This is a genomic window from uncultured Pseudoteredinibacter sp., from assembly GCF_947500695.1.
Taxonomy (GTDB): Bacteria; Pseudomonadota; Gammaproteobacteria; order Pseudomonadales; family Cellvibrionaceae; genus Pseudoteredinibacter.
The window spans coordinates 90,492-115,487 of the sequence record NZ_CANMSS010000002.1 but is presented as its reverse complement, the minus strand read 5'-3'; the positions used below and the strand labels follow the sequence as shown (position 1 = coordinate 115,487).

22 protein-coding genes are annotated in these 24,996 nt (G+C 45.3%); 9 read left to right on the top strand and 13 right to left on the bottom strand.

Translation table 11 applies throughout. The features are described 5' to 3' along the window. The first annotated feature begins 180 nt into the window (after window positions 1-180). From Q1A08_RS04240 to Q1A08_RS04210, 7 genes are all read left to right on the top strand, one after another. On the top strand, window positions 181-579 hold the full coding sequence (locus Q1A08_RS04240) for a BlaI/MecI/CopY family transcriptional regulator (RefSeq protein ID WP_299770153.1): 399 nt from the start codon (window positions 181-183) through the stop codon (window positions 577-579). Continuing rightward, window positions 579-1,931, top strand: coding sequence for a M56 family metallopeptidase (locus Q1A08_RS04235; RefSeq protein ID WP_299770151.1), 1,353 nt, complete (start codon window positions 579-581; stop codon window positions 1,929-1,931). The genes Q1A08_RS04240 and Q1A08_RS04235 overlap by 1 nt, the downstream gene beginning before the upstream one ends. Window positions 1,932-2,004: 73 nt before the next feature. Next, a complete protein-coding gene (locus Q1A08_RS04230) occupies window positions 2,005-2,670 on the top strand; it encodes an energy transducer TonB (RefSeq protein ID WP_299770149.1) in 666 nt (221 codons plus the stop codon). 154 nt (window positions 2,671-2,824) lie between these two features. After that, window positions 2,825-4,567, top strand: a complete 1,743-nt coding sequence (locus Q1A08_RS04225; protein ID WP_299770148.1) for a VWA domain-containing protein — start codon at window positions 2,825-2,827, stop codon at window positions 4,565-4,567. Window positions 4,568-4,645: 78 nt separating this feature from the next. Further along, the gene (locus Q1A08_RS04220; RefSeq protein WP_363323495.1) at window positions 4,646-5,200 is read left to right on the top strand and encodes a sigma-70 family RNA polymerase sigma factor; all 555 of its coding nucleotides are present in this window, start codon (window positions 4,646-4,648) and stop codon (window positions 5,198-5,200) included. After that, window positions 5,197-6,003: a hypothetical protein gene (locus Q1A08_RS04215; RefSeq protein WP_299770146.1), complete on the top strand. Its 807-nt coding sequence runs from the start codon at window positions 5,197-5,199 to the stop codon at window positions 6,001-6,003. The genes Q1A08_RS04220 and Q1A08_RS04215 overlap by 4 nt, the downstream gene beginning before the upstream one ends. Before the next feature lie 27 nt (window positions 6,004-6,030). Further along, entirely contained in the window at window positions 6,031-6,462 is a 432-nt protein-coding gene (locus tag Q1A08_RS04210; RefSeq protein WP_299770144.1) for a hypothetical protein, read from the top strand. A gap of 296 nt (window positions 6,463-6,758) precedes the next feature. Here the strand turns inward: Q1A08_RS04210 and Q1A08_RS04205 are convergent, their stop codons facing one another. The 7 genes from Q1A08_RS04205 to Q1A08_RS04175 all read right to left on the bottom strand — a co-directional run bounded on the left by Q1A08_RS04205 (window position 6,759) and on the right by Q1A08_RS04175 (window position 14,228). Further along, window positions 6,759-9,908 (bottom strand): efflux RND transporter permease subunit, encoded by a 3,150-nt coding sequence (locus tag Q1A08_RS04205; RefSeq protein WP_299770143.1) that lies wholly within the window; start codon window positions 9,906-9,908, stop codon window positions 6,759-6,761. Then, complete coding sequence (locus Q1A08_RS04200; protein WP_299770141.1) at window positions 9,908-11,431, bottom strand: efflux RND transporter periplasmic adaptor subunit; 1,524 nt, start codon at window positions 11,429-11,431, stop codon at window positions 9,908-9,910. Before Q1A08_RS04200 ends, Q1A08_RS04205 begins: the two co-directional genes overlap by 1 nt. 117 nt (window positions 11,432-11,548) lie before the next feature. After that, window positions 11,549-11,917 carry a hypothetical protein gene (locus Q1A08_RS04195; protein ID WP_299770139.1) on the bottom strand — a complete coding sequence of 123 codons (369 nt, stop codon included), beginning with the start codon at window positions 11,915-11,917 and terminating at the stop codon, window positions 11,549-11,551. A 47-nt stretch (window positions 11,918-11,964) separates the two neighbouring features. Further along, complete coding sequence (locus Q1A08_RS04190) at window positions 11,965-12,384, bottom strand: Rieske 2Fe-2S domain-containing protein (RefSeq protein WP_299770137.1); 420 nt, start codon at window positions 12,382-12,384, stop codon at window positions 11,965-11,967. A gap of 23 nt (window positions 12,385-12,407) precedes the next feature. After that, a complete protein-coding gene (locus tag Q1A08_RS04185; protein WP_299770135.1) occupies window positions 12,408-12,788 on the bottom strand; it encodes a cupin domain-containing protein in 381 nt (126 codons plus the stop codon). Window positions 12,789-12,820: 32 nt separating this feature from the next. Next, on the bottom strand, window positions 12,821-13,114 hold the full coding sequence (locus Q1A08_RS04180; RefSeq protein WP_299770133.1) for a hypothetical protein: 294 nt from the start codon (window positions 13,112-13,114) through the stop codon (window positions 12,821-12,823). A 25-nt stretch (window positions 13,115-13,139) separates the two neighbouring features. Next, window positions 13,140-14,228 carry a serine hydrolase domain-containing protein gene (locus tag Q1A08_RS04175; protein ID WP_299770130.1) on the bottom strand — a complete coding sequence of 363 codons (1,089 nt, stop codon included), beginning with the start codon at window positions 14,226-14,228 and terminating at the stop codon, window positions 13,140-13,142. A gap of 329 nt (window positions 14,229-14,557) precedes the next feature. Between Q1A08_RS04175 and Q1A08_RS04170 the strand changes: the two genes are divergently transcribed. Together Q1A08_RS04170 and Q1A08_RS04165 are read left to right on the top strand one after the other, a co-directional pair. Continuing rightward, a complete protein-coding gene (locus tag Q1A08_RS04170) occupies window positions 14,558-15,925 on the top strand; it encodes a pitrilysin family protein (RefSeq protein ID WP_299770128.1) in 1,368 nt (455 codons plus the stop codon). Then, window positions 15,925-17,304 carry a pitrilysin family protein gene (locus tag Q1A08_RS04165; RefSeq protein WP_299770127.1) on the top strand — a complete coding sequence of 460 codons (1,380 nt, stop codon included), beginning with the start codon at window positions 15,925-15,927 and terminating at the stop codon, window positions 17,302-17,304. Before Q1A08_RS04170 ends, Q1A08_RS04165 begins: the two co-directional genes overlap by 1 nt. 47 nt (window positions 17,305-17,351) lie before the next feature. Here Q1A08_RS04165 and Q1A08_RS04160 read toward each other — a convergent pair whose 3' ends face one another. The 6 genes from Q1A08_RS04160 to Q1A08_RS04135 form a co-directional block, all read right to left on the bottom strand. Then, window positions 17,352-19,520 carry a hypothetical protein gene (locus Q1A08_RS04160; RefSeq protein ID WP_299770125.1) on the bottom strand — a complete coding sequence of 723 codons (2,169 nt, stop codon included), beginning with the start codon at window positions 19,518-19,520 and terminating at the stop codon, window positions 17,352-17,354. A 237-nt stretch (window positions 19,521-19,757) separates the two neighbouring features. Beyond that, window positions 19,758-21,926, bottom strand: a complete 2,169-nt coding sequence (locus Q1A08_RS04155; RefSeq protein WP_299770123.1) for a hypothetical protein — start codon at window positions 21,924-21,926, stop codon at window positions 19,758-19,760. A gap of 30 nt (window positions 21,927-21,956) precedes the next feature. Then, window positions 21,957-22,421 (bottom strand): hypothetical protein, encoded by a 465-nt coding sequence (locus tag Q1A08_RS04150; protein ID WP_299770121.1) that lies wholly within the window; start codon window positions 22,419-22,421, stop codon window positions 21,957-21,959. Between the two features lie 7 nt (window positions 22,422-22,428). Continuing rightward, window positions 22,429-23,328, bottom strand: coding sequence for a CsgG/HfaB family protein (locus Q1A08_RS04145; RefSeq protein ID WP_299770119.1), 900 nt, complete (start codon window positions 23,326-23,328; stop codon window positions 22,429-22,431). Beyond that, window positions 23,325-23,735 (bottom strand): curli assembly protein CsgF, encoded by a 411-nt coding sequence (locus Q1A08_RS04140; RefSeq protein ID WP_299770117.1) that lies wholly within the window; start codon window positions 23,733-23,735, stop codon window positions 23,325-23,327. Before Q1A08_RS04140 ends, Q1A08_RS04145 begins: the two co-directional genes overlap by 4 nt. 2 nt (window positions 23,736-23,737) lie before the next feature. Beyond that, window positions 23,738-24,175: a CsgE family curli-type amyloid fiber assembly protein gene (locus Q1A08_RS04135; RefSeq protein ID WP_299770116.1), complete on the bottom strand. Its 438-nt coding sequence runs from the start codon at window positions 24,173-24,175 to the stop codon at window positions 23,738-23,740. Window positions 24,176-24,996 lie beyond the last annotated feature (821 nt).

The following is a 24,996-nucleotide window of genomic DNA, read 5'->3' as shown; positions in this document are numbered from 1 at the left end:
GTAGCAGTGCATTTTATCTATATCAAAATATTTCGATATAGATTTGTATAAATTTTGTTTGACCTTGCCGGGTGTAGGTGCTAATTTTTTAGCATGATGCTAAAAAATTAGCACCTTGATGAAAGCCTGAATAGCTAAGGGCTTTCGAGTCGTAATAACAGTGATTGGATATTTCTTGTCATGAGCAAAACAAGCCAAAAGCTCAGTCGTCGCGAGCGACAAATTCTAGATGTTTTATATGAGCGACAGCCCGCCTCGGCGAAAGAGGTACAGGCCGGTATTAGCGATGCCCCTAGTTATTCATCAGTCCGTGCTTTATTGGCGAGGATGGTCGAAAAGGGTTTAGTCAGCCATCAGCAAGACGGCGCGAAGTATTTGTATAGCGCAGTTACCGCCAAAGACGATGCAAGCCAGTCGGCGATGGGACGTCTAGTGCGCACCTTTTTTGGAGGCTCAGCTCTCAAGGCCGCCAGCGCATTAATTGGTAACGCCAAAGAAGAGCTAAATGAGCAGGAGTTGGAATCCTTGGAAAAGATGATTCGCCAAGCTCGCGAAAGAAAGCAGCAGGAGCCTAAGTAATGATAGCGGCCGCCCTAATGCTGGCGCTTAAAGCAGGGTTAATCTGCTTATTGTTATTGGGCTGCTATTTGGGCTTAGATAAGCATTCGGCGCGCCTGCGTTATCAGTGGTTAAGTATGGCGGCCGCCTTACTGTTTTTGTTTCCCTTTTTTGATTATGTCTTGAATAGCTTTTCAATTACTGTCGCTGTTCGGCCTAGTCACTTTCTATTGCAGAACCCAATGCATTTTATCCAGCAAGCTTGGGTGCAGTATCTTCTAATGGCGTATTGCTTTGTCGCAAGCTGGTTGCTGTTGTATTCCATTATGGGTTTGTTGCGCCTTGCTCAGATCGAAAAGCAAGCCAAGCAAGCTAACAAAGATCTAAATAGTCGTTTAGAGATGCTTGCTGCAAAGCTCAGTATTAAGAAAACTCCAGCTTTACGCATACATCATAGCGAATCAATTAGTCCGTGTACCTTTGGCTTTCTTCGTCCGATTGTATTACTGCCTGCCAATGCAGAGTCTTGGCCGAAAGCGCAGCTTGATTTGGTTTTGCTTCACGAGCTGGCGCATATCAAACACCGCGACTTTTTAAGGATTAATTCAGCACGTCTTTTATTGGCAATCTATTGGTTTCTACCGCCTCTGTGGTGGTTGCTTGCTGAACTGAAAAGTCTATCTGAGCAACTCGCTGATGACACGGTGCTCAATGCAGGTGCAAACGACGCCGACTATGCCGAAGTGCTTATGGAAGCCGGACGATTGCATAAGCAGGCCAGCGCAATGGCGGTAGCAGTAAACGGTAATGGCGAATACTACCAGCGGGTGATGACGGTACTTGATCGCTATGTCGATCGTGCGCCTCAAAAAAGCAATGCTAGTAGACCCTTGTTTTGGTTTTTGCTTTTGATGGGTTTATCAATGGCAGCGGTTGATCTGGAAATTCATGACAAGGGGTTTTTAAAAATACCAGTTAGCTTGGTAGATGTTCGAACTGTTTCCAAATTAGAAAATGAAAGAGCTAGATTTGATGAATCTTTAAAAGTGGTTGCTATGGCGACAAGTGCAAAGCCAGCATCGCAAATCCAGGTTAGTGGATTTGTCGATGGCGATATTCGAATACCTGCTGTTGAAGCTTTCGAGGGGGTTGATTTATCAATGAATATTAAAGCGGAATTTAATATTGATGAGTTTGGTAATGCTTACGGTGTGGTTGTTAGCCCCGTAGATTTAAGTAACAAGCTCAAACGTGAGATTGAGAAATCAATTCGTGGTAGTCAGTTTTCTGCTTATCAGCAGTCAGGAACTCCAGCCTATATAACCGGAGTCAGTCAAGAATTTAAAGTTTCTATTGATAGTAAAGATGATTAGCGAGCGCTAGCTAAATAGGCACCCTCGTTTTTTAAGTTTACAGCAATGAGCAAATGCTCGAGGAAGGTTTGATATGAATGCAATAATTAAGCAAGGCGCTGCAAATACTCATATAGGGCAGTCTTCTAGAAGTGCTGCCACAAAGTTATTGGCTTTTGCCGTGTCCGTGTTGTTTTCGGTGGCGGTGACCGCAGCGCTGATTTTATTAATGCACAGCTTAATTTATAAGGAGTACATAGAGCCTGAAACGCCGCCACAGACCATGCCGGCTAATATTTGGGCTGAAAAGCAGATTATCGAAACCCAAAAGGAATACGACAAACCTGAAAAGCAAGAAATTCAGGAGACTCCGCCGGTAGATAACCCAGAAATAAAGCTACCGAATGAAAACGATTTTACTGGCCTGCTGCCTGGGAAGTTCAATGTTGACCCAGGAAACGATGGCCCGATTGAGATCGGCCAAAGCGGTATGTTGGTGAAAAGAGTTGCTGCTGCACCTCGGTATCCAAATAGAGCCATTACCCGAGGTATAGAGGGCTTTGTTGATGTGCGCTTTGATGTAACCGCTATTGGCAATACTGAGAATATTCGGGTGCTCCAAGCCCAGCCCCAAGGTGTTTTCGAGAAGGCAGCTACCGCAGCGGTTGCCAAGTATAAATATCAGCCCGCGATACAAGACGGTGAACCCGTCGCTACGCCAAATGTGACCGAGCGCATTCGCTTTAGTATTGAGAAATAGTTGCCAAAGACATTCCCCGGGGAATGTCTGCCTTTTTCAGGGAAATCGTGCCAGGGATGGTATTTCACCATAAGCACTCTTTTTTTACCCCCCTTTAACCCCTTTTTTCTCATTGCTGCGTTATAGCTATAACACAACGTCAAGGAGCTTAGATATGAGCCCAACTATTCGAAAAGCATTGCCTGTCGCAATTCTCTTGGCTGGCCTTGTGGCTTGCCAAAACTCAACAGAGCAGAAGTCACAAAAGGACGCCACGCAATATACAGATCCAGTACCTGTGGTGCTAAGTAGCCCTCAGGAGCTAGAAGAAGTTACTGTATCCGCAGCGCGGGTTATGCCGGCTTATGCGGGAGCTGAGCGGAAAAGGGTGATGTACGATTCAATAATGCTCGCTAAGCCCATGCCAGAAATACCGCCGTCGATTTTTGAGCAGAACAGTGAAAATTATCGAGGGCCTGCTGACAATCCCATTCGCTTGGTATCAGAGCAGCCCTTATCTACATTTTCAGTTGATGTGGATACGGCCTCATACGCCAATATCCGCCGCATGATTCTACAAGATGGCAACTTGCCCCCGCTGGAGGCTGTGCGGGTAGAGGAAATGATCAATTATTTTCACTATGACTACCCAAAACCAAGCTCAGAAGATCAGCCCTTTAATATTGATACGGAGCTGAGCACTTCTCCTTGGAACAACGATAAATACCTAATGCGTATCGGGTTGCAGGCCTATGAGCCAGATATGCAGCAAAGACCTTCGGCCAACTTGGTTTTTTTAGTGGATGTATCTGGCAGTATGCAATCGAAGAATAAACTTCCATTGCTGAAAAAGTCCCTGCTGATGCTGTTAGACAACTTAGCAGCCCAAGATAAAGTATCTTTGGTGGTATATGCGGGAGCGGCTGGCCTGGTATTGCCGGCGACAGCGGCGAGCGAAAAAGCAAAGATTCGATCGGCAATTAACGGGCTGGAAGCCGGTGGCAGTACCCATGGCAGTGCAGGTATCAAATTGGCCTACGAGCAAGCCCAGCAAGCCTTTATTGAAGGTGGTATTAATCGGGTTTTAATTGCCAGCGATGGCGATATGAATGTTGGTGTTACCAATATTGATCAGCTGAAAACTCTAATTGAACGGAAACGGAAATCTGGTATTGCTTTAACGACACTGGGTTTTGGTACCGGTAACTATAACGATGCCTTAATGGAAGAGTTGGCCGATGTTGGAAATGGTAATGCGGCATATATTGATAGCTTAAAAGAAGCTTATAAGGTTCTCATTCATCAGATGAATGCGACGCTTCACACTATCGCGAGCGATGTCAAAATTCAGGTGGAATTTAATCCCGATCAGGTAAGTGAATATCGGTTGGTAGGTTATGAGAACCGCATATTGAATCGCGAAGATTTCAATAATGACAAGGTGGATGCCGGTGATATTGGTATGGGGCACCAGGTGACAGCTATCTACGAGCTAAGCCTTAAAGGAGAGGGTAGCCTACCTGAATTACGTTACGGCCAGGATGGTTATAAAGACGCATCACGAAGAGACTTAAGTAAAAAGCGCCCTAAAGCTGTGAGAAGCGACGAGCTTGCTTATATCAAGCTTCGCTATAAAGCGAAGCAAGGCGACGCTAGCCGCTTAATCGAAAAAATCGTAAACACAGATCAGCTTGCCATCCCCTTCAAGCAGGCCAGTGACGAGCATCGATTTGCCGTATCTGTTGCCGAATTAGGCCAACGTTTAAGAGGTGGAAAAAACCTTAGTGAAGGCAATATGCAGGAGCTGATAATGCAGCTGCGAAATAGCAAAGGTTCAGACAAATTCTCCTATCGTGGTGAGTTGATTAATATAGCCGAAATCGCAGCTAGTATTGATCAGCAAATTGCGCTTCAATAGATTGCTGTATTCTTGTGAATGGTAAGGCGTTTGTTTGAGGGCTAGAAAAACGAGGCCTTCTTTTAAGGAGATAAGACGCTGCTAAATCGCTTCAAATCGGATGAGGCCCTGCTGAAGAAGTTCAGCAAGGGCTCACATCCTTGTTTTGAGATACTTTACGGCCGTTATAAAAATGCCGTCTACCGTTATGTGCTAAAAAGTGTGCAGGATGCTGCTTGTGCCGAAGATATCAGCCACGAAGCATGGTTATCAGTTATTGATAAGGCTGGTACTTTTCGTCCAGATGAGAAAGTGCAGCAGCCCTTTAAGCAATGGCTCTATCGAATAGCACACAATAAGCTGATCGATTCTTGGCGCAAGCAAAAGAATTTTCAAGTATATGATGAAGAGCCGAAGTTAGAAGATGAACAATCAGCTAGTGAAGCACCGTTAGAGCAACAATATCTAATCATAGAAATTGAACGAAAACTGGCAGAGCTGCCGCCACTTCAGCAGCAGAGCTATGCCCTACAGATTGAAGGTTTTAGCCTTGCCGAAATTGCCAAAATCACCGGCAGCCCGGCGGAGACAGTTAAAAGTCGCATACGCTATAGCAAACAAAAAATTAAACAGTTAATAGAGGGTGAGTTATGAGTGACAAAAAACATACTCAGCCTAAGCATGTGCTCAATAAAGAGCAGAACGAACAGAAAGTGCAATCGCCAAAATCACTAGATGATAAAGTTCTGGCCTATGCCAAGCAAAAAGCTGAAGAGCATAAACTTGCAGCCAATAAAAACAAACTCGCTTTTGCCAAACCTTGGTTTGTTGGAGCGGGCAGCCTAGCAGTAATGCTTATTGCCGTATTACTTCTGCCAAACCTAGAAGAGCACGGCATGGATTCCTCGGCTATCGAGCTTGGCGTAGCTGAAGAAACAGCGAGCTTGCCAGTCACCAGAAGAGCCTTTGAGGCCGATATGGTCGCCTCTGAATTGGAAGAAGTTGTTGTTCAAGAGCCGCTTATTCAAGAAACGCTTGTTCAAGAACCTTTCATAGAAGAGGTGGTAGTAGAAGAAGTGATAGCAGATGAGGTGAGTGCTGGGGCTTACGCCGCCATGGACGAGCCGTCGTCAGCATTGAGAAAACCAACAGAAAGCACCATGCGAGCCAAGCGAACACCCAAGCTTATGGCCAAGCCCCAAGAACCACAGCAGGTGGCCGCTGATCATTTTGAGAAAGAAAGCAAACAACAGACTCTGCAGGAAATTGTCGTAACGGCATCAAGAGTTTCCGAGTCAGATAGACAGTTAGTTGAGAAGTATCAGAGTGAGCTGGAGTCCTTAGAAGAACTTTATGGAAAAGATAAGCTCAAAGCTCAAGAGCGGTATAAAAAACTAAGAGTCAAAGAGCCTCTATTACCAGAGCATATTGAGGATGCCTTTGATTTGCTGAGGTGATAATAAACTAGGGCCAAGGATTTAGGCATGGCAAAAAAACTGATCATATGCTTCGTGATTGCGGCACTTGCTTCTGCAAGCGCCTTCGTGGTTCATGTTATCACCGTAGAGTGGCTACCAAATTGGATTGGCTCGCAAATGGCAGACAAACAGGTAAGCCCTTCTTGGAATGTGCGCTATACCGCCATGATAACATCCATCGAATATGGCATAGCCTGCCTGTTTCTATACCATCTACTCAGAGAGAAAATAATAATTAAGGGCAAATGCATTGCCATACTAATCCTATTTGCTTTGCTAACCGCCTTGCATGGTGCTCTTCTACGTCAGCCTTTAATGGACTTTATCATCGGGAATCCGCTGCAGGTTGTACTTGTGCAAAATGGTTTTAAATATCTCGTATGGCTACTGATGTCGTTTGTTACAGTGCTTGCTTACGAGCGATTTCTTAAAGATTAACTACTTTGAAGGCTTTACATGCTACACGAATGTTGACTTGGAATAATGAGAGGCTCATTCAGTTAGGCACATTGTAGATTTTAGTTTATGCGCATGCTTATCTGGAACCGTAGAGCAGCATGACAAATCTCTCTGGAAGAGATTTGGGCTTGGCCGAAGGCTGAGCGCCTGGACGGCGCGAATCCACGCTGCGTAGTCGAGCGCCCTTGGATGGTTTAAGCATGTTCAAGATAAGCATGCGCATAGACTGAAATCGGCCAGATAATCAGCCCTAAAAAATAACTGCCTATATCAAGCTAGCCCCGAACAGCAAGCTGCTCATTAACACGCAGTACTTCCTTTCTATTCAGCAGCCCAAAAAGCACAGGTAAAACAATCAAAGTCAGAATCACCGCACTACTCATCCCACCAACCATCGGCGCCGCAATACGACTCATAATCTCCGAGCCAGTACCACTACCATAGAGAATAGGTAACAAACCGATAATAATCGTAGCCACCGTCATCATAACCGGACGAACCCTTAAACCCGCGCCCTGAATAAGCGCCTGCTGGTACTCATCCATAGTAATAGCCTTTTGGTTTTCGAAAGCCTTACTCATAAGCTCAGACAAAGCCTGCTTAAGATAAACCAACATAATCACCCCAATCTCAACGGCGACACCGGCCAAAGCGATAAAACCAACACCCACAGCCACAGAAAAGTTAAAGCCCTCGAAATACATCAACCACAGGCCACCAATCATTGCCATCGGCAAACTTAGGACAATTACTGCAACCTCACTAAATCGACGAAAACTCAAATAGAGCAACAGCATAATGATTGCCAGCGTTAGTGGTAAAACATAACTCAGTTTTTCCTTTGCGCGCTCCATATACTCATATTGGCCCGCCCAATTAATAGAGTAGCCTGGAGGCAACTCAAGTTGCTGCGCCAATACAGCTTGAGCGTTATCGACATAGCTACCAATATCAACACCATCGATATCGATAAAAGTCCAGCCATTGAGCCGAGCATTTTCACTTTTAATTCCGGGCGGGCCATCTTCAATAAACACACTTGCAACATCGCCCAGAGCAATCCGTTGGCCCGAAGGCGTCAGTACCGGCAAACGCGACAACTGCTCCGGCGAATTGCGATAGTCTTGGGGATAACGAAGATTTACCGGGTAACGCTCTTGCCCCTCTACAGTTTGAGTAACATTCATTCCTCCAATAGCAGTGGCAACTACTTGCTGAATATCAGCAATATTTAAACCGAAACGGCTAGCCTTCTCCCGAGATATGTCCACCTTAATATATCGGCCGCCAGCAACCCTCTCAGAGTAGACCGAAGCAGTTCCCTTCAACGGTGTGAGTATTTTTTCTAGATCTTGCCCAATTTTTTGAATGACCGATAAGTTTGGCCCCGCGACTTTGATGCCGACAGGCGTTTTAATACCAGTGGCTAACATATCAATGCGAGTTTTAATGGGCATTACCCAGGCATTACTCAGCCCTGGAAACTTCACCAACTGATCAAGCTCGGCCCTGAGAGACTCCGTACTGACGCCTGGACGCCACTGTTCCTTTGGTTTCAACTGAATAAACGTTTCAATCATAGTGAGCGGGGCTGGGTCCGTTGCCGATTCCGCTCGCCCAACTTTACCAAAGACACTTTCAACCTCCGGTACAGTACGAATCAGTTTATCGGTTTGTTGAAGTAGCTCACGAGCCTTGCCGATCGATATACCAGGGTAGGTCGTTGGCATATACATCAAATCGCCCTCATCTAAAGGAGGAATAAACTCACTGCCGATTTTGGTGGCGGGATAAAAACCTAAAACCGTGATGATCAACGCTATCAGAAGCGTCAACTTCGGAGCACCCATAACTACTTTCAATACAGGCAGATAGATGGCGGTGAGCAATCGGTTCAATGGGTTCTTACGCTCAGAAACAACTTTCCCTCGAATAAAGTAACCCATTAATACCGGTATCAAAGTAATCGCCAAGCCGGCGGCTGCCGCCATGGCGTAGGTTTTGGTGTAGGCAAGCGGCGCGAACATACGCCCTTCTTGTGCTTCCAAAATAAAAACCGGCATAAAAGACACCGTAATAATCAGCAAGCTGAAAAATAGGGCAGGGCCTACCTCGGTTGCCGCCTGAGCGACCACATGCCAACGGTTTCCATCGTTTAGCTCTTGTCGTTCCATATGCTTGTGCATATTTTCAATCATAACAATCGCACCATCGGTCATGGCGCCTATGGCGATCGCGATCCCTCCAAGAGACATAATGTTGGCATTGATACCTTGATAGTGCATGACGATAAAGGAAATCAAAATACCAAGTGGTAAACTGATAATTGCGACGATAGAGGAGCGCAGATGAAATAGAAATGCTGCACACACTAGAGCGACAATGATGAGTTCTTCACCCAGTTTGCTCCACAGATTATCAACGGCGCTTTGAATCAGTTTTGAGCGGTCGTACACAGGTACAATTTCTACTCCCTTAGGAAGAGAGCCTGCAAGGCTGTTTAACTTTTCTTTGACCGCATCAATGGTTCTTTGTGCATTTTCGCCGTAGCGCATAATGATAATGCCACCCGCTACTTCACCTTCGCCATTCAGCTCTGCAATACCGCGTCGCATTTGCGGACCGATATTAACTTGGGCGATATCACCCACAGTGAGAGGTGTGCCTTGATCATTTATTCCTAAAGGTATTGCTTCGATATCGGCAATTGATTGTATATAGCCGGTTGCCGCAACCATGTACTCAGCTTCGGCCATCTCTACTACCGAGGCCCCGGTTTCTTGATTGCCTCTTCTTAAGGCGGTGTGAATATGGTTGAGCGGAATATTGTAGGCGCGCAATTTATCCGGATCGACTTGCACCTGATATTGCTTAACCATGCCGCCAACAGCCGCGACTTCAGAAACACCGCTCACGGTTTGTAATTCGTACTTTAAGAACCAGTCTTGCAAACTGCGTAACTGGCTTAAATCGTGTTTGCCGGTAGTATCTTTTAACGCATAGATGTATACCCACCCGACACCACTAGCATCAGGACCAAGTTCGGGTACTGCGGTATCGGGCAAGCTGGCGGAAACTTGGCTGAGATATTCCAGTACCCGACTGCGGGCCCAGTATAGGTCAGTGTCATCGTCGAAAATAATGTACACATAGGAGTCGCCATAAAATGAGTAGCCTCTCACCGTTTGCGCTCCTGGTACAGAGAGCATTGCAGTAGTTAAGGGAAAAGTCACTTGATCTTGTACGACTTGGGGTGCTTGGCCGGGGTAGCTGGTTTTTATAATTACCTGTACGTCCGATAGGTCGGGGATGGCATCCACAGCGGTATTTTTCAGCGAATAAACACCCGCAGCGCTAAGCATCAGGCTTGCTAAAACCACAAATAAGCGATTGTGTATCGACCAGCGAATGATAGCTTCTATCATTACATATTCTCCTTCGCTGTATTTTGACTGGCTACTTGATTTGTTTCTTGGAGGGTTTCTTGATTCGATTCTAGATTGTGCTTAAGTTCAGTAATAACCAGATCGTCTCGAACTTCAAAGGTAAAGGTCACGGTTTGATTCGCAGAGAATTCCGATAAGTCGATGTCCTCTGCGGCCAAAAAGTTCATGCGTGCTGCATCTCGCCCCCATTTTTCGATGGCTTCACGACTAATATCTAAACTTCGATTTTTACTATCAATATGATGAATCAGTCCTTTTACGGTTGCTTGTTGGTATTCTGCCTCAGGCATGGGCCGCATTCGGAGAAAGTCCGAGGTCTTGCTGGATTCAGAGTCCAATAGGAAATGCGCCGAGCTGACAATGCTGTCGCCAGCGTTTATGCCGGAGAGGACTTCAATTTTATTTTGAAGCACACGACCCAATTTAACTTCCACGGATTTAAATTGACCACCCCCTAAAGCGAGCACAACTCGATCTTGTTTGCCGCTTCGTATTACCGATTCCTTGGGTACAATAATGGAGCTGTTCGCTTGCTCCGTGTAAATGCTAATTTGGGCAAACATATTGGGCTTTAAGCTTAGGTCTTGATTGTCAAACTTTAATCTAACTCTCAATGTACGGGTTTCGCTGTTTAAACTTGGGTAAACGTAATCGACAATGCCCTGCCACTGCTTGTCAGGTAGATAATCCAGATACATCGATACTTTTAAGCCGGCCTTGATTATCGCAGCATCTCGTTCAAAGACTTCAGCTTCAACCCAAACTTGGTCTAGTTGAGCAATGCTTAATAAGGTGTTCCCAGGGTTGACGTAAAAGCCTTCGCGGATTTTAAGTTCCGAAACCACCCCGTTTTGGGGTGCATAGAAGGTAATGGTTTGTTTTACTTGCCGATCTTTTTCTAACTGCTCAATAAACTCTCTTGATAAGTGCAAGGCCTTCATGCGATTACGTGCGGCTCGAATAAGAGAATTATTGTTACGCTTAAGTGCGAGTAGCAGTTCCTCTTGGGAGTTCACCAGTTCTGGAGAGTATAGGGTGTAAAGTGGCTGGCCTTTTCTTACAGGGTTACCTGCGGCTTTAATATAGAGCTTTTCTACCCAGCCATCTATGCGTGGATGAATATGAATCAAGCGATCTTCATCATATTGCACATAGCCCACAGTCGATATTTCTGAGCTTAGTGTTTCGCTAAGCGCTTGGGTCACTCTAACCCCTAGATTATTGATCACCTGGGGGGCTATCTTTATTGTTCCCGGTCCATGTAGGTCTGTAGCACTGGCCTCCTTATAAACCGGAATGAGGTCCATGCCCATTGGTGATTTGCCGGGCTGATCCCGGCGATAGTTATCATCCATAGGTGCAACCCAGTACAACGGTTTTTCGTCCTGAGTTTCCTGCTTGCCATTGCTCAAAGCAGTGCCGCCTTGAAAGTGCTTTACAGCAAAACCTAAGCCAGCGCCCATAAATAAAATAAACAGTGATCTAAATAAAGTCTTAGTCATAAGTGCCCCCAGATCAAACTGGGCAAGAGCTCTTTCGCTATATTGCTATGCATATAGAAGAGCGATGAATACAAAAGTTAAGAGTGCGGCGTAAACTTCGGGCGCACTAACCCTGTATTAGGCAAAAATAGGTGGGCGAACTAAGGGGGAATAGCTGTTATGGGGTTGATCAGAATTCGTAGCGAAGGCTAGCTTTTGCTTAGAGGCAGGCAGTAGCTGATTTGCCTCCGCAGAAATTTGAGCCATATTCGAACAAGCGCTTACAGGACATGGGCATTCCATTGAGCCTTCTTCACAGCATGGCATTTCTTCGTGGGAGAGCTTATCAGCAGTACTGTCTATGCTGTGCCCCATCATTGCATGATGGCTGCTTAGTTCTTGGTCCACTGGCATCTCACAAGCCATTTTGACATAGGCGAAGGTCTGCCCGGCGATAGCCAGCAGAGCTGCAAATGCAATAATGATATGTGTGAGCGATTTAAACATGACAATATTCTAAAGGCTTCTAGCGAACTTTGTACAGTATTGGCTGCTTAGTTGCTCACTGGCTCATTTAGTTCCACCCAGAGGTGCTCGCCTTTATCCAGTACTTGATAACTAGGTAGGTCTACAGTTGCTGGGCCTTTGTTTACCTTTCCTTGTTTGTCATAACGGGCGCCGTGGCAAGGGCATATATAGCCTTCGTCACTGGCTTGTGTCTCGCACTTTTGATGGCTGCATTGCATTAGATTAGCCCAATAGCGATCTTGGTCGAGTTGCATGATTGATATTGGAAAGCGTTCTGAGGGGTGTGCTATATAAAGCTGGCCATTCTTGAGCTTAGATTTTTCAACGATAAGTGAGGCCCCTCGTTGCACGGCACTTTGGGGTTTAATCGTGCGGCCACCACAGGCGGCAAGAGCGCCGCTGGCGCTGGCTACGCTGCTGGCTTTTAGAAATTCTCTACGTTTCATAGTCTCGTTTTTTGGAGGTTGGCTTAGATCCAGGGTTGATCTTCTGATGCTACGGTTTGTTCTGTGTTGTGCTCCCCGGTGTGAGCAGTTCCCGCGGGCTCGAACAGTAGGATTTCAGTTTCCTCCTCGGCGAGTGGGCAGTGCTCCACTCCTCGAGGGACAACAAATAGCTCGCCTGGGTTTAAAACGATTTCGCGGTCACGAAATTTTAAGGTAAGCCGGCCTTTGTGCACAAAGAATAATTCGTCTTCATTATCGTGTTTGTGCCAAATTAGTTCACCTTTGCCTTTGGCCAGCTTGACGAGCTGGCCATTACACTGAGCGATCACTTTGGGAGACCAATGATCATCGAAGAGCGCAAACTTCTCGTCTAGAGAAACGGATTTATCTGTCTCATTTGACATTAGCTTTACCTTTATATCGCTGAAACTTTAGCTTAGAAGCTGCTCTCATGGAGGCTAGCTTTGACCAGCTCTAATGCCTGTTTATCTGAAAACCCTTCCGCTTTCAAAGCCAAGAAGAGTTTGCGCATATACTTGGCTTTGTCCTTGATAAACTGATCATCATTTAAAATGGCGGCATTCGCTCTCATTTTAATATGCAGTTGTCTTTCTAGCTCGTGGGTTAAGGGGTCTTTCACAAAGGGGTTAGCGTTGGCTGAAGAGGGTACAGCGGCGATAAGCAGGCAGCTCAATAAAGAGGCCTGTTTTAGCTTGCTGATAATATTCATGGCTTCCATCCTTGTGTTTGTGAAATTAGGGTTGCTTGCTGTTCTGCATGGCCTTTAACATCTTGCGGGTGATGTCTACGGCACTGCCTTCGGCTTTCTTTATATTGCCTTCATTGACGGTAATAGCAATAGCGATATTTAACTCAGGGAGTAAAGTTAGTAGGCAATACCACATGGTGTTGCTGCCGTTGTGCCAGATAACCTTGCCCTCGGCTAGTGGATCATGTTCTTTTATAACCCAGCCCTTGGCATAATTGTTTAATTGGCTAGTGTGTAAGGCTTCAAAGCTATCTTTGCTAAGGTAACTTGAGTCTCCGCGCGCTCCTTGTAGGTGTAAATTGGCATAAGCGGCTAAATCTTCGAGGCTCATATGAACATTGCCCGAAGGCCCCATAACCTTGGGGTTGTCGGCGTCGGTGCCCACAGAGAATTTAAACCCAAATATAGACTTGTGGCCACGGGGTTGTTCGATTTCCTCTGCGGCGTCCTTAGGAGGCCCAAAGCCGGCTGAGTCTAGTGCCAGTGGCGTGAACAGTTCTTCTTGGATCAACGTTTCCCAGCTCTTTCCTGTGGCTTGCTCAGCCATCACTGCAGCGATGGTGTAGCCAACATTCGAATACTGAAATTGACTGCCTGCAGGATGTTCTGAGGCTTTACTTAATACTTCCTGCACCGCACTTAAGCGGGCTTTTTTGAGCTTATCACTGCCTTTCGGGTCATCACTGAACATCAACGACAGTGGAAAGTTGGCGGTAGCGCCGGAGCTATGGTGTAGAAGCTGCTCTAAGCTGGCAGCGGTCCAGTCTTGGTGTCGGCCGGAATCGGCGATAGGAATGATGTCCAGTTTTTGCTCCCAGCTTAAACTGCCTTTTTCGACTAGCCTGGCGATTGTGGTGGCTGTCATCGATTTGGTAACCGAACCTAAATGCCACTTGTCCTGTACCGTTAGTTCGCTATCGTCGCCTTTTTTGCGTAAACCTTGAGCGCTAATAGCGACGATATCCCCGTTTTGAATGAGCACGCCCCCCATTCCAATCAACTTCTCATTTTCGAGCGTTTTGTTGATTTCGGCATCGAGTAAAGCCTGTAGTTCGGCTTGGCTATTAGCGCTCATCAGGAATAGACTCCAAAGGCATAGTGTTAGGCCAACTTTTAACTGCTGTCTGAATCTCATACCGAATGCCCTTAATAAAGAGGGATTTAGACCGTCATTCGTCAAAGTTAAGTGTTGGCTTAGACGGTTAAATCATAATGTTTAGATCGCCGTTTTACTGCACAATAGTGTCAAAGCAGCTCATATGGAGTCAATACAGTGTTTATCCACTGTATTTGTCTGGAATATCGCTGTAGTTGCCCAGCACTAATTCAGCAATAAGCTAGTGCCTGAGCATACTGATAATAAATCTGTGTTTACCCGAATTTGAACACTACCGAGGAAGTAAAATGCAAAAACAACAATCATGGTCTCGCAAGCTGCGAATCGGACTATTGAGTGTCGGTATTGGCATGGGGCTGTCGATGAATTTGTCGGCCCAGACGACGGCTGAGGATGTCAAAACCTTTACCCTAAAAAACGGCATGGAATTTATGGTAGTGGAAGACGATTCCATTCCCAATGCCAATATGTATCTATTTTGGAAGGTAGGGTCGAGAAACGAAGTGCCAGGCATCACCGGCTTGTCGCACTTTTTTGAGCATATGATGTTTAACGGCGCTAAAAAATACGGCCCAAAGCAGTTTGATCGGGTTATGGAAGCAAGCGGCGGAGCAAATAATGCTTATACCACCGAAGATGTAACGGTTTACACCGATTGGTTTCCAGCTAGCGCTTTGGAAACTATTTTCGATCTAGAGTCTGACCGAATTGCTCACTTAAAAATTGATGAGAAAATGGTTGAAAGTGAGCGCGGTGTGGTAACTTCAGAGCGTAGCACCGGCCTAGAGAACTCCAATGTTCGTTTGATGATGATGGAGCTAAAGGGTATTGCCTTTAGAGCTCACCCCTATAGCTGGCCGGTTATTGGTCATCAATCCGACATTGATAACTGGAGTATCGAAGATCTGCGAGACTATCATCGACGCTACTATGCTCCCAATAATGGCTTGGTAGTGGTCGCAGGCGATGTTAACGCGAAAGAGGTAGAGCGCCTAGCTAAAAAGTATCTCGGAGATATCCCAGCGCAGCCAGAGCCTCGTAAAATTCACACGGTTGAACCTGAGCAAAAAGGCGAGCGCCGAGCCTATGTTCAAAAGGAATCTGTTTCAAGCCCCAACATCATGATGGGCTTTCATGTTCCCAACACTCGCCATACGGACTACTACGCTCTGGATATGGTCGAGAGTCTGCTCAGTGGTGATGATAGTGCACGCTTAACACGAGCTCTGGTCGATCAGAAACAATTGGCGACCAATGTATGGGCCTACTACCCGCAGAGCATCGACCCCAATATATTTTACATCTTTGCAACCGCAGCAGAGGGTGTGACGGTAGAAAAGCTGGAGCAGGGAATTATTGAAGAGATCAATAAGCTTCGTAATGAATTGGTTAGTGATAGAGAGCTGCAAAAGGTAAAAAACCAAGCACAAGTTGGTTTGTATCATACTTTAGCCACTATTAACGGTAAGGCCGATACGCTAGGTACCTATCAGATTTATTTCGGTGACTATAAAAAGATGTTCGATGCCTCAAAAGATATGGCAAAAGTGACGGCTGAGGATGTGAAAAAGGTAATGAATAACTATTTTCGAAAAGCTAACCGAAGCGTAGTGGTGCTAGATAAGCATGCTGACAGCACAGAAGGAGACAAATAATGAAGGCTATTATTCAATTCTCTTTATTGAGCTGTTTCTTGCTATGTTCCCAACTTTCATTAGCCGCTTTTACCTTACCGGCTTATGAAAAGTACACGATGGACAATGGCTTAGATGTCTACCTGATGCCACAGGACGAAGTGCCTTTAGTGGATGTGGTGCTTGCTGTAAAAGTGGGCTCGGTTTCAGATGGCGAGCAATACGGTTTGGCTGAATTTACTACCGAAGCTCTTAAGTTTGGTGCCGCTGGTAAAAGCAAAATTGAGCTAGAAGACGAGCTATCTTTCTACGGCGCCGACTTCGGTGGCAGTGCTGGCAAGGAAGTCACAATGTTAGGCATGTCTTATGCTAAAAAAGATGGTGATATTATATTGCCACTGATGGCAGATATGATCTTGCGCCCTGATTTTAATCAGCAAGAAATTGCAAAATACCAGAAGCGCTTGTCAGCACTTCTAAAGCAAAACCGAGAAAGCCCTAGGGCAATGATAGGTGATATCTTTAATCATCTTTATTATGGCGATCACCCCTATGCGAACCCTGCGTCAGGAAATGAAAGAACGATTGCAACAATCGATCGTAAGACCATAAAAAGCTTTTACGATAGTTATTTTCAACCTGATAACGCCGCTTTAATTGTAGTAGGTGATATCGATTCAAAGGCGATGAAGGCTAAGCTAGAAAAGCTATTTACAAACTGGCGTGGCACTGCTAAGTCTCAGGCTGAATTAGCGAAAGCCAAAGTTCCAACAAAAGCTCGAGTTTTGCTGGTTAACAAAGCAGATGCAAAAGAAACAACCTTCGCCATTGGTGGGCCTGGTATTGCTTTGGGTGATAGCGACGAGGTACCAGTCTCTGTTATTAATACGATTCTAGGGGCGCGTTTTACATCTTGGCTAAATGATGAATTGCGTGTTAACTCGGGCCTAACCTATGGTGCAAGAAGTCGCTTTGATAAAGAGTCAGAAACTGGAACCTTTAAGATTAGTACTTTCACCAAAACAGAGACGACCTTTGAGGCGGTGGATTTGGCTTTAAAAACCTACCAGCGTTTATGGGATAAAGGCATTGATAGCAAAACTTTGGCGTCTGCGAAAGCTTATGTTAAGGGCTTGTTTCCACCGCGCTTTGAAACGTCTTCGCAGTTGGCTGGCTTACTGGCTCGCATGTGGGCATTCGATTTGGGTGATGAGGTGATTAATGACTTTGAAGCGAAGGTTGCTGCTTTAGATGTTAAGTCAGCCAATAGATTGGCTAAATCGAAATTTCCAGAGTCGAATTTGCAGTTTGTTTTTATCGGTAAGGCTGATGAGATTCGTGAAAAAGCCAAGGCTTATGGAGAGCTAACTGAGGTGGAGATTAAGGATTTTTATCACTAAGCAAATCAAAAATACCGCCAAGATCCGTCTTGGCGGTGGGACAATGGTTATAAACCCTGTGTTACCGTGGCAGTATTTGCAAAACCTGCCTGGCTAATGTTAGCCGTATTAGCCGCATTGGCTTGGCTTAGGGTGGCAGTATGACTGCTACCTGTTTGTGTTAATGTAGCAATCCCATCGACACCAGTTTGGGTGGTTCTCACAAAGTGGTTATCACCGCTTACATCTAGCTCTAAATCATTGTTCTCGCCCGATTGCTGAAGCTCATAATCACCGAAGTTTAGTTCTGAAGAGGCGAGTTCAATGCTATTGCCGGTATCAAACTGGATGGCTAGAACAGTGTTACCGTTACCATTCACAGAACCGTTTAAGCTATGGTCAATTCCTCGTTGGCCTGAGCCAAACCCGTTGCTGTCACCGTTAATGGCCATAGTGGCTTGCAAGCCGCTGCCAGCTTGGAATGAAACCATGGTATTTGCATCGCCAGTTGTGCTGGTGGATGAATTGCTATTGCTGGTGCTGTCTTGTTCAGTTAAGGCAAAGTTCCCATTCCCATTGATAGCTATGCTTGAGGTGGTTGCAAATGTGCTGTTCTGCAGGCTGTTGGCTGTATTGCTATCACCATTGATGTCAACTGAAGCTGCAGCGCCTAAACCAACAAAAGTTTGTGTTACTAAAGCCTGATTGCTGTTGCCGACGATGCCTACGTTTGCGTCCGCTCCAAATAGTGCAAGTGTCTGGCTAGCGCCAACTGTATTGTCATTCCCTGTTGTATTTACGGTAATCGAGGCGTCAACAATACTGGAGTTCTGTGAAGCTGTAATTACATTGCCATCACCCGTAGTGCTATTGGCGATGCTCATATTCACGCCTGCATTTTCTTGTCGCGCGGTAACGGTATTCCCGTCGCCAGTAATTCCATTGACAATATTTGCATCGCTACCGGCGTTCTCTTGACTTAAGTTCACAGTGTTAGTGTTGCCAGTAACGCTATTCGCTAGGCCAGCTCCATTACCGACTAAGTTTTGACGACCGGTAAAACTGTTGCCATCGCCAACCATATTGTTACTCACTGAGAAGCCATCGGCGTTAGTTACAGCAATATCGGTGGTGTTGTCGTTTCCTGTAACGTTGTCAGAGATGGTACCGTTATCTGCAATGTTCGCATTTAATGTTGCGCTATTTCTGCGTCCGCGTTGACTTACATTGGAGGTAAGGGATATGTTGTTATCCAAGGTTACGGTCGCACTATTATCCCGCCCGCGCTGACGTACATTGTTTACCAAATCAATATTTTGGGTTTCCGTAACGTTGGCTGTATTTCGGCGACCGCGTTGGTTAATGCTCGATTGCGTAAACACAGCGTCAGTGCTTGAATAATTTGATTCATTCCTTCGGCCGCGTTGAGCAATGTTGACGGAAGAGTCGGCGGCATTGTCCATTTGCGCATCACTGGTGTTGGAGAAACCGCGCTGGGCCACATTCATGTTGGAACGGTCGCCGTTAGACTGACGGGTATCGGCAAACTGAGAGTTGCCTCGCTGTGAAACATTCACCTCGCTAAACTCCCCGCCAGACTGATTTACTGAGGCAAAGTGGTTGCGTCCGGTTTGGTTTGCATTGACATCATTCTCAAAGCCGCCAGTTTGGGTAACTTGCATATCACCATTGCTTAGGTTGTCCGAGCCCACGTTAACTCTGCTGTTCTGGTTGAGTATTTGATTAACAGTGATGTTGCTAGAATTGGTATTGCTTTGTGTGGAAGTAACGCTACTATCGGTATTGCTATCTTGAGTAACGAAAACATCAGTTCCGTTACTACTATTTTGAGTCATCCGGCTAGTCTGGTCGCTTCCCCCTAATTGCACACTTATGGCTCTAGAGGAGAAAGAAGAGTTCTGAGTGATCTCACTTATCGCGTTATTTGTTAATGCAGTTTGAAGGGCTCCGGCGGCAGATAGCACACTGTTTTCCTGAGTGACTGTTGCTTCCCCTGAAGATGAGCCATCTTGGCGTACTTGTGCAGCGTTTAAAACGGAGCCTACGCCCAGTTGTTGTATTGTTGCGTTGTTATCTGTTGAGCTAGCAGTCTGAACAATAACGGCCGTGTCCCCGATACCTTCTTGAGTGACATTGGCAGTGTTGCTTTGAGCATGAACAGTTTGGCCGATGCCGAGAGCAAGACCTATTGCGAGAGCTAAGTGACGCTTTTTCATGATGTGTTTCCTTACGATTGAAAAGGCATTGGTGATCTGAAATTACGTAACTTAGATCGCTTATGCCCAGTTTTGTTAACTTTATCGGCCAATACTTAAGTCATTTCTTTAACTCACTTTAAACTCGACACCTAGTGTGTAGCTGGCAGGTGCCTTCTTTCGATTAATAATCGAAATTCAAATGGCTGAAGTAATACAGTGTGCAGCCTTTAGATTCTGTTTATTGCTATATTTGTTCTATAGTCCCTGTGTTATTGTCGCTGAGTTACCAATACCAGACTGGTGAATATTGGCAGCGTTGGCTGCGCCGGACTGGTTAAGATTTATTTGGTTGGCGCTGCCAGATTGTGTGATTGTCGCTGTGCCATCCAATCCGGATTGTGTGGCGCGAATAAAATGATTGTCTCCGGCTACTGATAAACTTAGTTCATTTCCTCGGCCGGATTGGATAAACTCATAGTCGGCAGATAGGAGTTCTGAAGAAGCAAGTTCGATATTGTTTTCGGAGCCACTTTGTTGGTGCAAGATGTCATTCTCATCACCATTGATCGACCCGTTGATAGAATTGCTAAGCCCCGCTTGGTCAACATTCAATTCGTTGAGAGCGCCGTTAACAGTTAGTGTAGAGTTCAACTGCCGGCCGTTTTGAGTGGCATCAATTTGATTGTCGTCACCAATTACGTCAAAAGCCATATTTGAGCTGAAGCTGTTACTTTGGTTTATCTGGGCATTATTCCGATCACCGTTTACAGAAAGAAGCGCTGATACTTCAGAGCTATCGTTTTGCATAGTACCCAAAACATTACTGCTGCCAGAAATGTCTACGGAAGAAGAAACAGAGTTGTTGACGTTTTCTTGGATGACTCTGGCATTATTTAAGTTTCCAGTTAGGCTGATGCTGGCAGTAATGTTATCTCTGTTGCTGGTTTGCTTGGTGTATGCGACGTTGCCCATACCGTTGGTGCTTGTACTACTGCTTACGTTTCTGCGATTATCCCGCTGTAATGAAGTCGCTCGGTTAAAATTTCCGGTGCTTACATTTGAGATGCTTATGTTTCTGCGGTTATCACTTTGAAGGTTAGTGAAAAAGTTATCATCACCACTAATTATGCTACTAACTTCAGTGTTACGACCCGAGTTGTTCTGGTTGATAAACACATCATTTCGTCGGCCTTCAATGCGACTCGCTGTGGTGGCGTTATTAAAGACAGCTCTTTGAGTGCTGCTATGGCTATTGCCGTTGCCTATGATTTGACTGGAGGCTGAAAAATTTTGACTGTCGCTAACAATGAATACCGAGCCGTTACGTCTGCCCTGGGTATTCCCTTCAATTGAGCCATTATCAGACTCGAGAACACTGATGAAATCTCGATTTCGATTTCCATTCTGAGTTAGTGATGAGCTAACCTGGCCATTCTCTGTGAAGTTGGTAAGGCTGTCATTTGAGTTGCCTTGCTGATTAACTCTATTATCTAAGTTGTTATTATTGATTTCGTTAATATCTGATCGATTGTTGCTACCATTTTGTATAACTGTATTTTGACTTAGGTTGCTGGCTAAGGAGTCATACTCAGAGTAGTTTTCTTGTCCGCTTTGTGTGAGATTCAACTTCACTGAAGTTCCACTGACAAGCTCTGCACTGTTTCTTTGTGCAAATCCACTTTGATTTACAGCTATGGATGTTAACGAGCTGTCAGTTTGTACGCTTCTAGAAAAATGTGAGTCGCCCCTTTGAAGGATGTTGACCTTGCCTTCCCGGCTATTGTTTTGATTCACACTTGCGTTGTGATTTTGGCCAGTTTGAAACCCCTCTACTAGGGCGTTTTGGGACCCCAGCTGAACAACCGAAAATAAGCCGCTTTCCAGATTGTCAGAGTTCAGGTTTACCTCACTTTCGGAACTGAAGCTCTGTTCAATACTCATGCTGCTGTTGTTGCTATTGTTTTGGGTGATTGTCGCGCCGCCGCCAATATTATCGCTTTGCAAAATATTAGAAGTGCTCAGGCGTGAGCCATCTTGTTTGATTATATTGAAATGATTGCTAACCCTAGACTGCTTGGCAGTAGCTCTCGATTGGCTAGAGCTCTCTTGCATGATCGTGCTACTAGCCTGAATAGAGTCGAGAAGTTGTTGGCTGTCGGCACTAGAATTTTGACTGTTGAGCTGAGTAACTCCAGTACTGCTATCACGAGTGTTGTTCTGCCTTACTAGCGCGTTATTTGAATCGGCTAATTCTCCTTTTTGACTAATGCCAGCTCTATTTAGTCGTGAATTTACGATCTGATCTACCGCAGCCGAATTATTGAGGCCTTCTTGAAAAACTTTGGCGTTATTCTGCTGAGCGTTCGATGTGCTGCTTAGTCCTACAGCAATACCAATGGCGAGAGCTAAACTTTGTCTTTTCATTTGAGTGACCCTATTTTTAAGCGGTATTCCTTACCGTTGTGTAACTGTGACTGACATGTAATGACCAATTTGATTGATCTTTAAGTTCTTGTAATATCCATATTGCTTCAATTCCGCTTTATTTGAACTTCCGTTCTGGACCATACTCAACTTGTTTCGAGCACCTTGCTGCAGCAGGTTGATAGAGTTGTTGTCACCGTTCTGGATAACGGACGCTTCGTTACTGAAGCCAATCTGTACCAGCAAAATCTCGTTTTCCAAGCCGTCTTGGCTAATATCACTTTGGTTGGAGTCGCCTCGTTGACTCAGCCTGATGTTGCCTTGCGATCCTTTTTGTAAAATGTTGGCTCTTAGGTTTTGCCCAAGCTGGCTTCCGGTAACCTGAGAGAATTCCGATTCTTGGTCTAGATCGAAACTATTTTCAGCTAGCGTGTTTATCGGAATACAGATGGCTAGCACTAATAAGGCCTTGCATATCGCGTTGAGTGTTTTCATGGCTGACTCATTCCTGGCTGGCGATCACAAATGGGTTTAGGCTTTCTTCAGGGGTTTCCTGTAAGTAGCGACTTAGCACTGGGTGATCGCGTCCTTCATGGGTGGCGAGTTGCCAATGGTTATCTTCAATGCCTTGGGTAATCAGGTGGATAACGGCCGATTCCATCGCAGACATCAGGCATAACTGAGCTGGCTCGTTGCGGCTATAACCAGCTTCCATTTCCAATAGACGTTTGAACTCTACAAAGCGAAAAACATCGGCTGACACTTGCTTGGAGAAAATGGTTTTGCTGGTGGATACCGTATTTAGTATTTGGCCTGTTCTTATGTCCACGGCCCTTAAATGAACGGTAACCTGATCGCTGCGATATAGTTCCGAAGCACCGATGCCAAAATATCTTGCCCCTGAGCCTCCAGTTTTTAGATTAGTTTCATACGCAGTAATGGCACCCTCGATCAAAATATTTGCAGACAATAGGGACGGTAAATCCTGGTCGTTATTGCTGTGGGCTTGATTTTTCTTCAATGCAGCGCGAATAATTTTTCGTTCGGTCAGTAGGTTCTGTAAGCCCTCTCTCTCTAAAGTAAGGAACCAGCCGCTCTCATTAAGGATTTGCGTGAGCATAGAGGTGGCGCCCTGGCTGACGGCGGTTGAGAAAGTACTCGCTGGCGCAGCTCGATATTGGCCTGTCTGATCTTTTACGTTGTAGACAGCGGCAACAATTTTGCCTTTTGGCTGTGGTAGGTTGGTAAGGTCGTCGTAGCTAGCTGATCTAGGGGTCAGTTGGGGCGGCATAATACCTTCGCCGTGCAACTTATCAATGGTCGAGCTTGGGGTGCAAGCTGCTAGCAAGCCGCTTGCTAGCAATGCTGCTGAATAATGTTTAATTTTTTTTGATGTGATCACGAGTCTATCTCCAGTCCGTCCACAACAATTTCAGTTGTTTGATTGGTATTCTTATCCGTTATTTTTACGCTGATTTCACCTTCGCCGTTATCCACAATCAAGATCGAGAAATCATCAGTATCTAGGGTGCCGGTTTTTCCTGCTCCGATATCCGATAGTAGTTGGCTTAATAGGCGAGAGCGCAATGAATCGGTAAAGCGATCTAGCTCACTGCGGGTTTCGATTTCGATTTCCGGATCGGTTTTCTTGTTTTGCGCTTGGGCATTGTTCAATAAGATGCTGCCATTTAGTGGGTTGCCACCAAAAGAAGGGTTTTTGGGGACATAAATTAGCTCAGTAGCTAAGCTAAGCTTGCTGATAGATATCGCAGTCGCAAACAGGATAGTTTTTAAGACACACTTATTCATAGTTATATTTCATCCTTGTCAATATCAAAGTGGTCGCCTAACAGTTGTTGGAGCTCAAACTGCTCGGTGTATTGGCCCATGGTTAGATAGGCATGTTCAGCGACTGCTTTGAAGTCACGTTGTGCTGGTGATAGAAGTTGTCGGTAGACTTCTTTTTGTCCATTGTTTATCCAGATTAGGCTGCCCCAGCGAGCTGAGCTTCTTTCGTGCACCACAAAGTTCAGGTGTTTAATTTGTGGGTTTGACAAATGTTCTTCACTTAATGCTCTGAAAAACTTTTGACCAATATTGGTTTTTGTTTGATTTATTAATGTCCCGCCGATTTCTTCCTCAATTAGGAAGGAATCGTTTTGATCAGCTTTCTCTGCACTAACAAGATTGCTTGCCAAGGAAAGTGATGCTGCAGCAAACAATAAAACTAAAAATCGAAAAATCTTCATCGGCTTTCCTGCGCTCGACACTCTGATTTTGACGAAGCCATATATCCCGGAGGAGACGCCTGTGCCGACATTACGGCTTTGGCTATTGCTGAGGTGATATTGGCATTGTCCTTTGCTCTAGCTGTCTACGTTTTTCTTCTCGTAGTTGAAGTGTTCCCTTAGCGAAAAAGGTAATCGATATTGGTGCGCTGCACACCATGAAAATGTTTAAATTATTTTTTCAGCATTGGGATTTTAGAACTACTTTTTGGAAGCCATGGCGAAGTTATGGCGCTTGTTATCTAATGTTCTTGACAGTTATTTTTGCAGTAGTTTGTCACCAAAATTAGTAACAAAGCTCTTGCTTGCTACTATGAAGTGGTGCTTTTGGGGCTGTGTTTCTTCGGTATTGGTTTATGTTTTCATCGCTTCGATAAACGAAAACAATTTTTAGCAAGTGGTAAATTAGGCTTAAGTCTCCCTGGTTATTCAGCCTTTATTTATTTTAGAGTTCGCGACGTTTTTTGAACCACTTCACAAATAGTGGCGCCTCGATTACCTTCACACTGATACTTTCGGGTGGCGCCGACAAATTCGGGTTTTTAGGGCGCTTTGCAATAGTTCTTTGAGTGCTTAATAAAAGACAGTAGAAGAGTCCGGCATTGGCCGGTCTCTAAAAAGGCCCTAGTCGCGGCTTGTGGAGCCTTGGCCGCCCTTGAACAAGCTGAAATAAATCTTACCTAATGGCCTTTACCTACCCCCCAAGAAAAGGGAAAATAGCGCCCATTTTCCAGCCTATGGCTGATTACTTTTTGATCTATTAGCCCCCTCAGGAGCTCTTT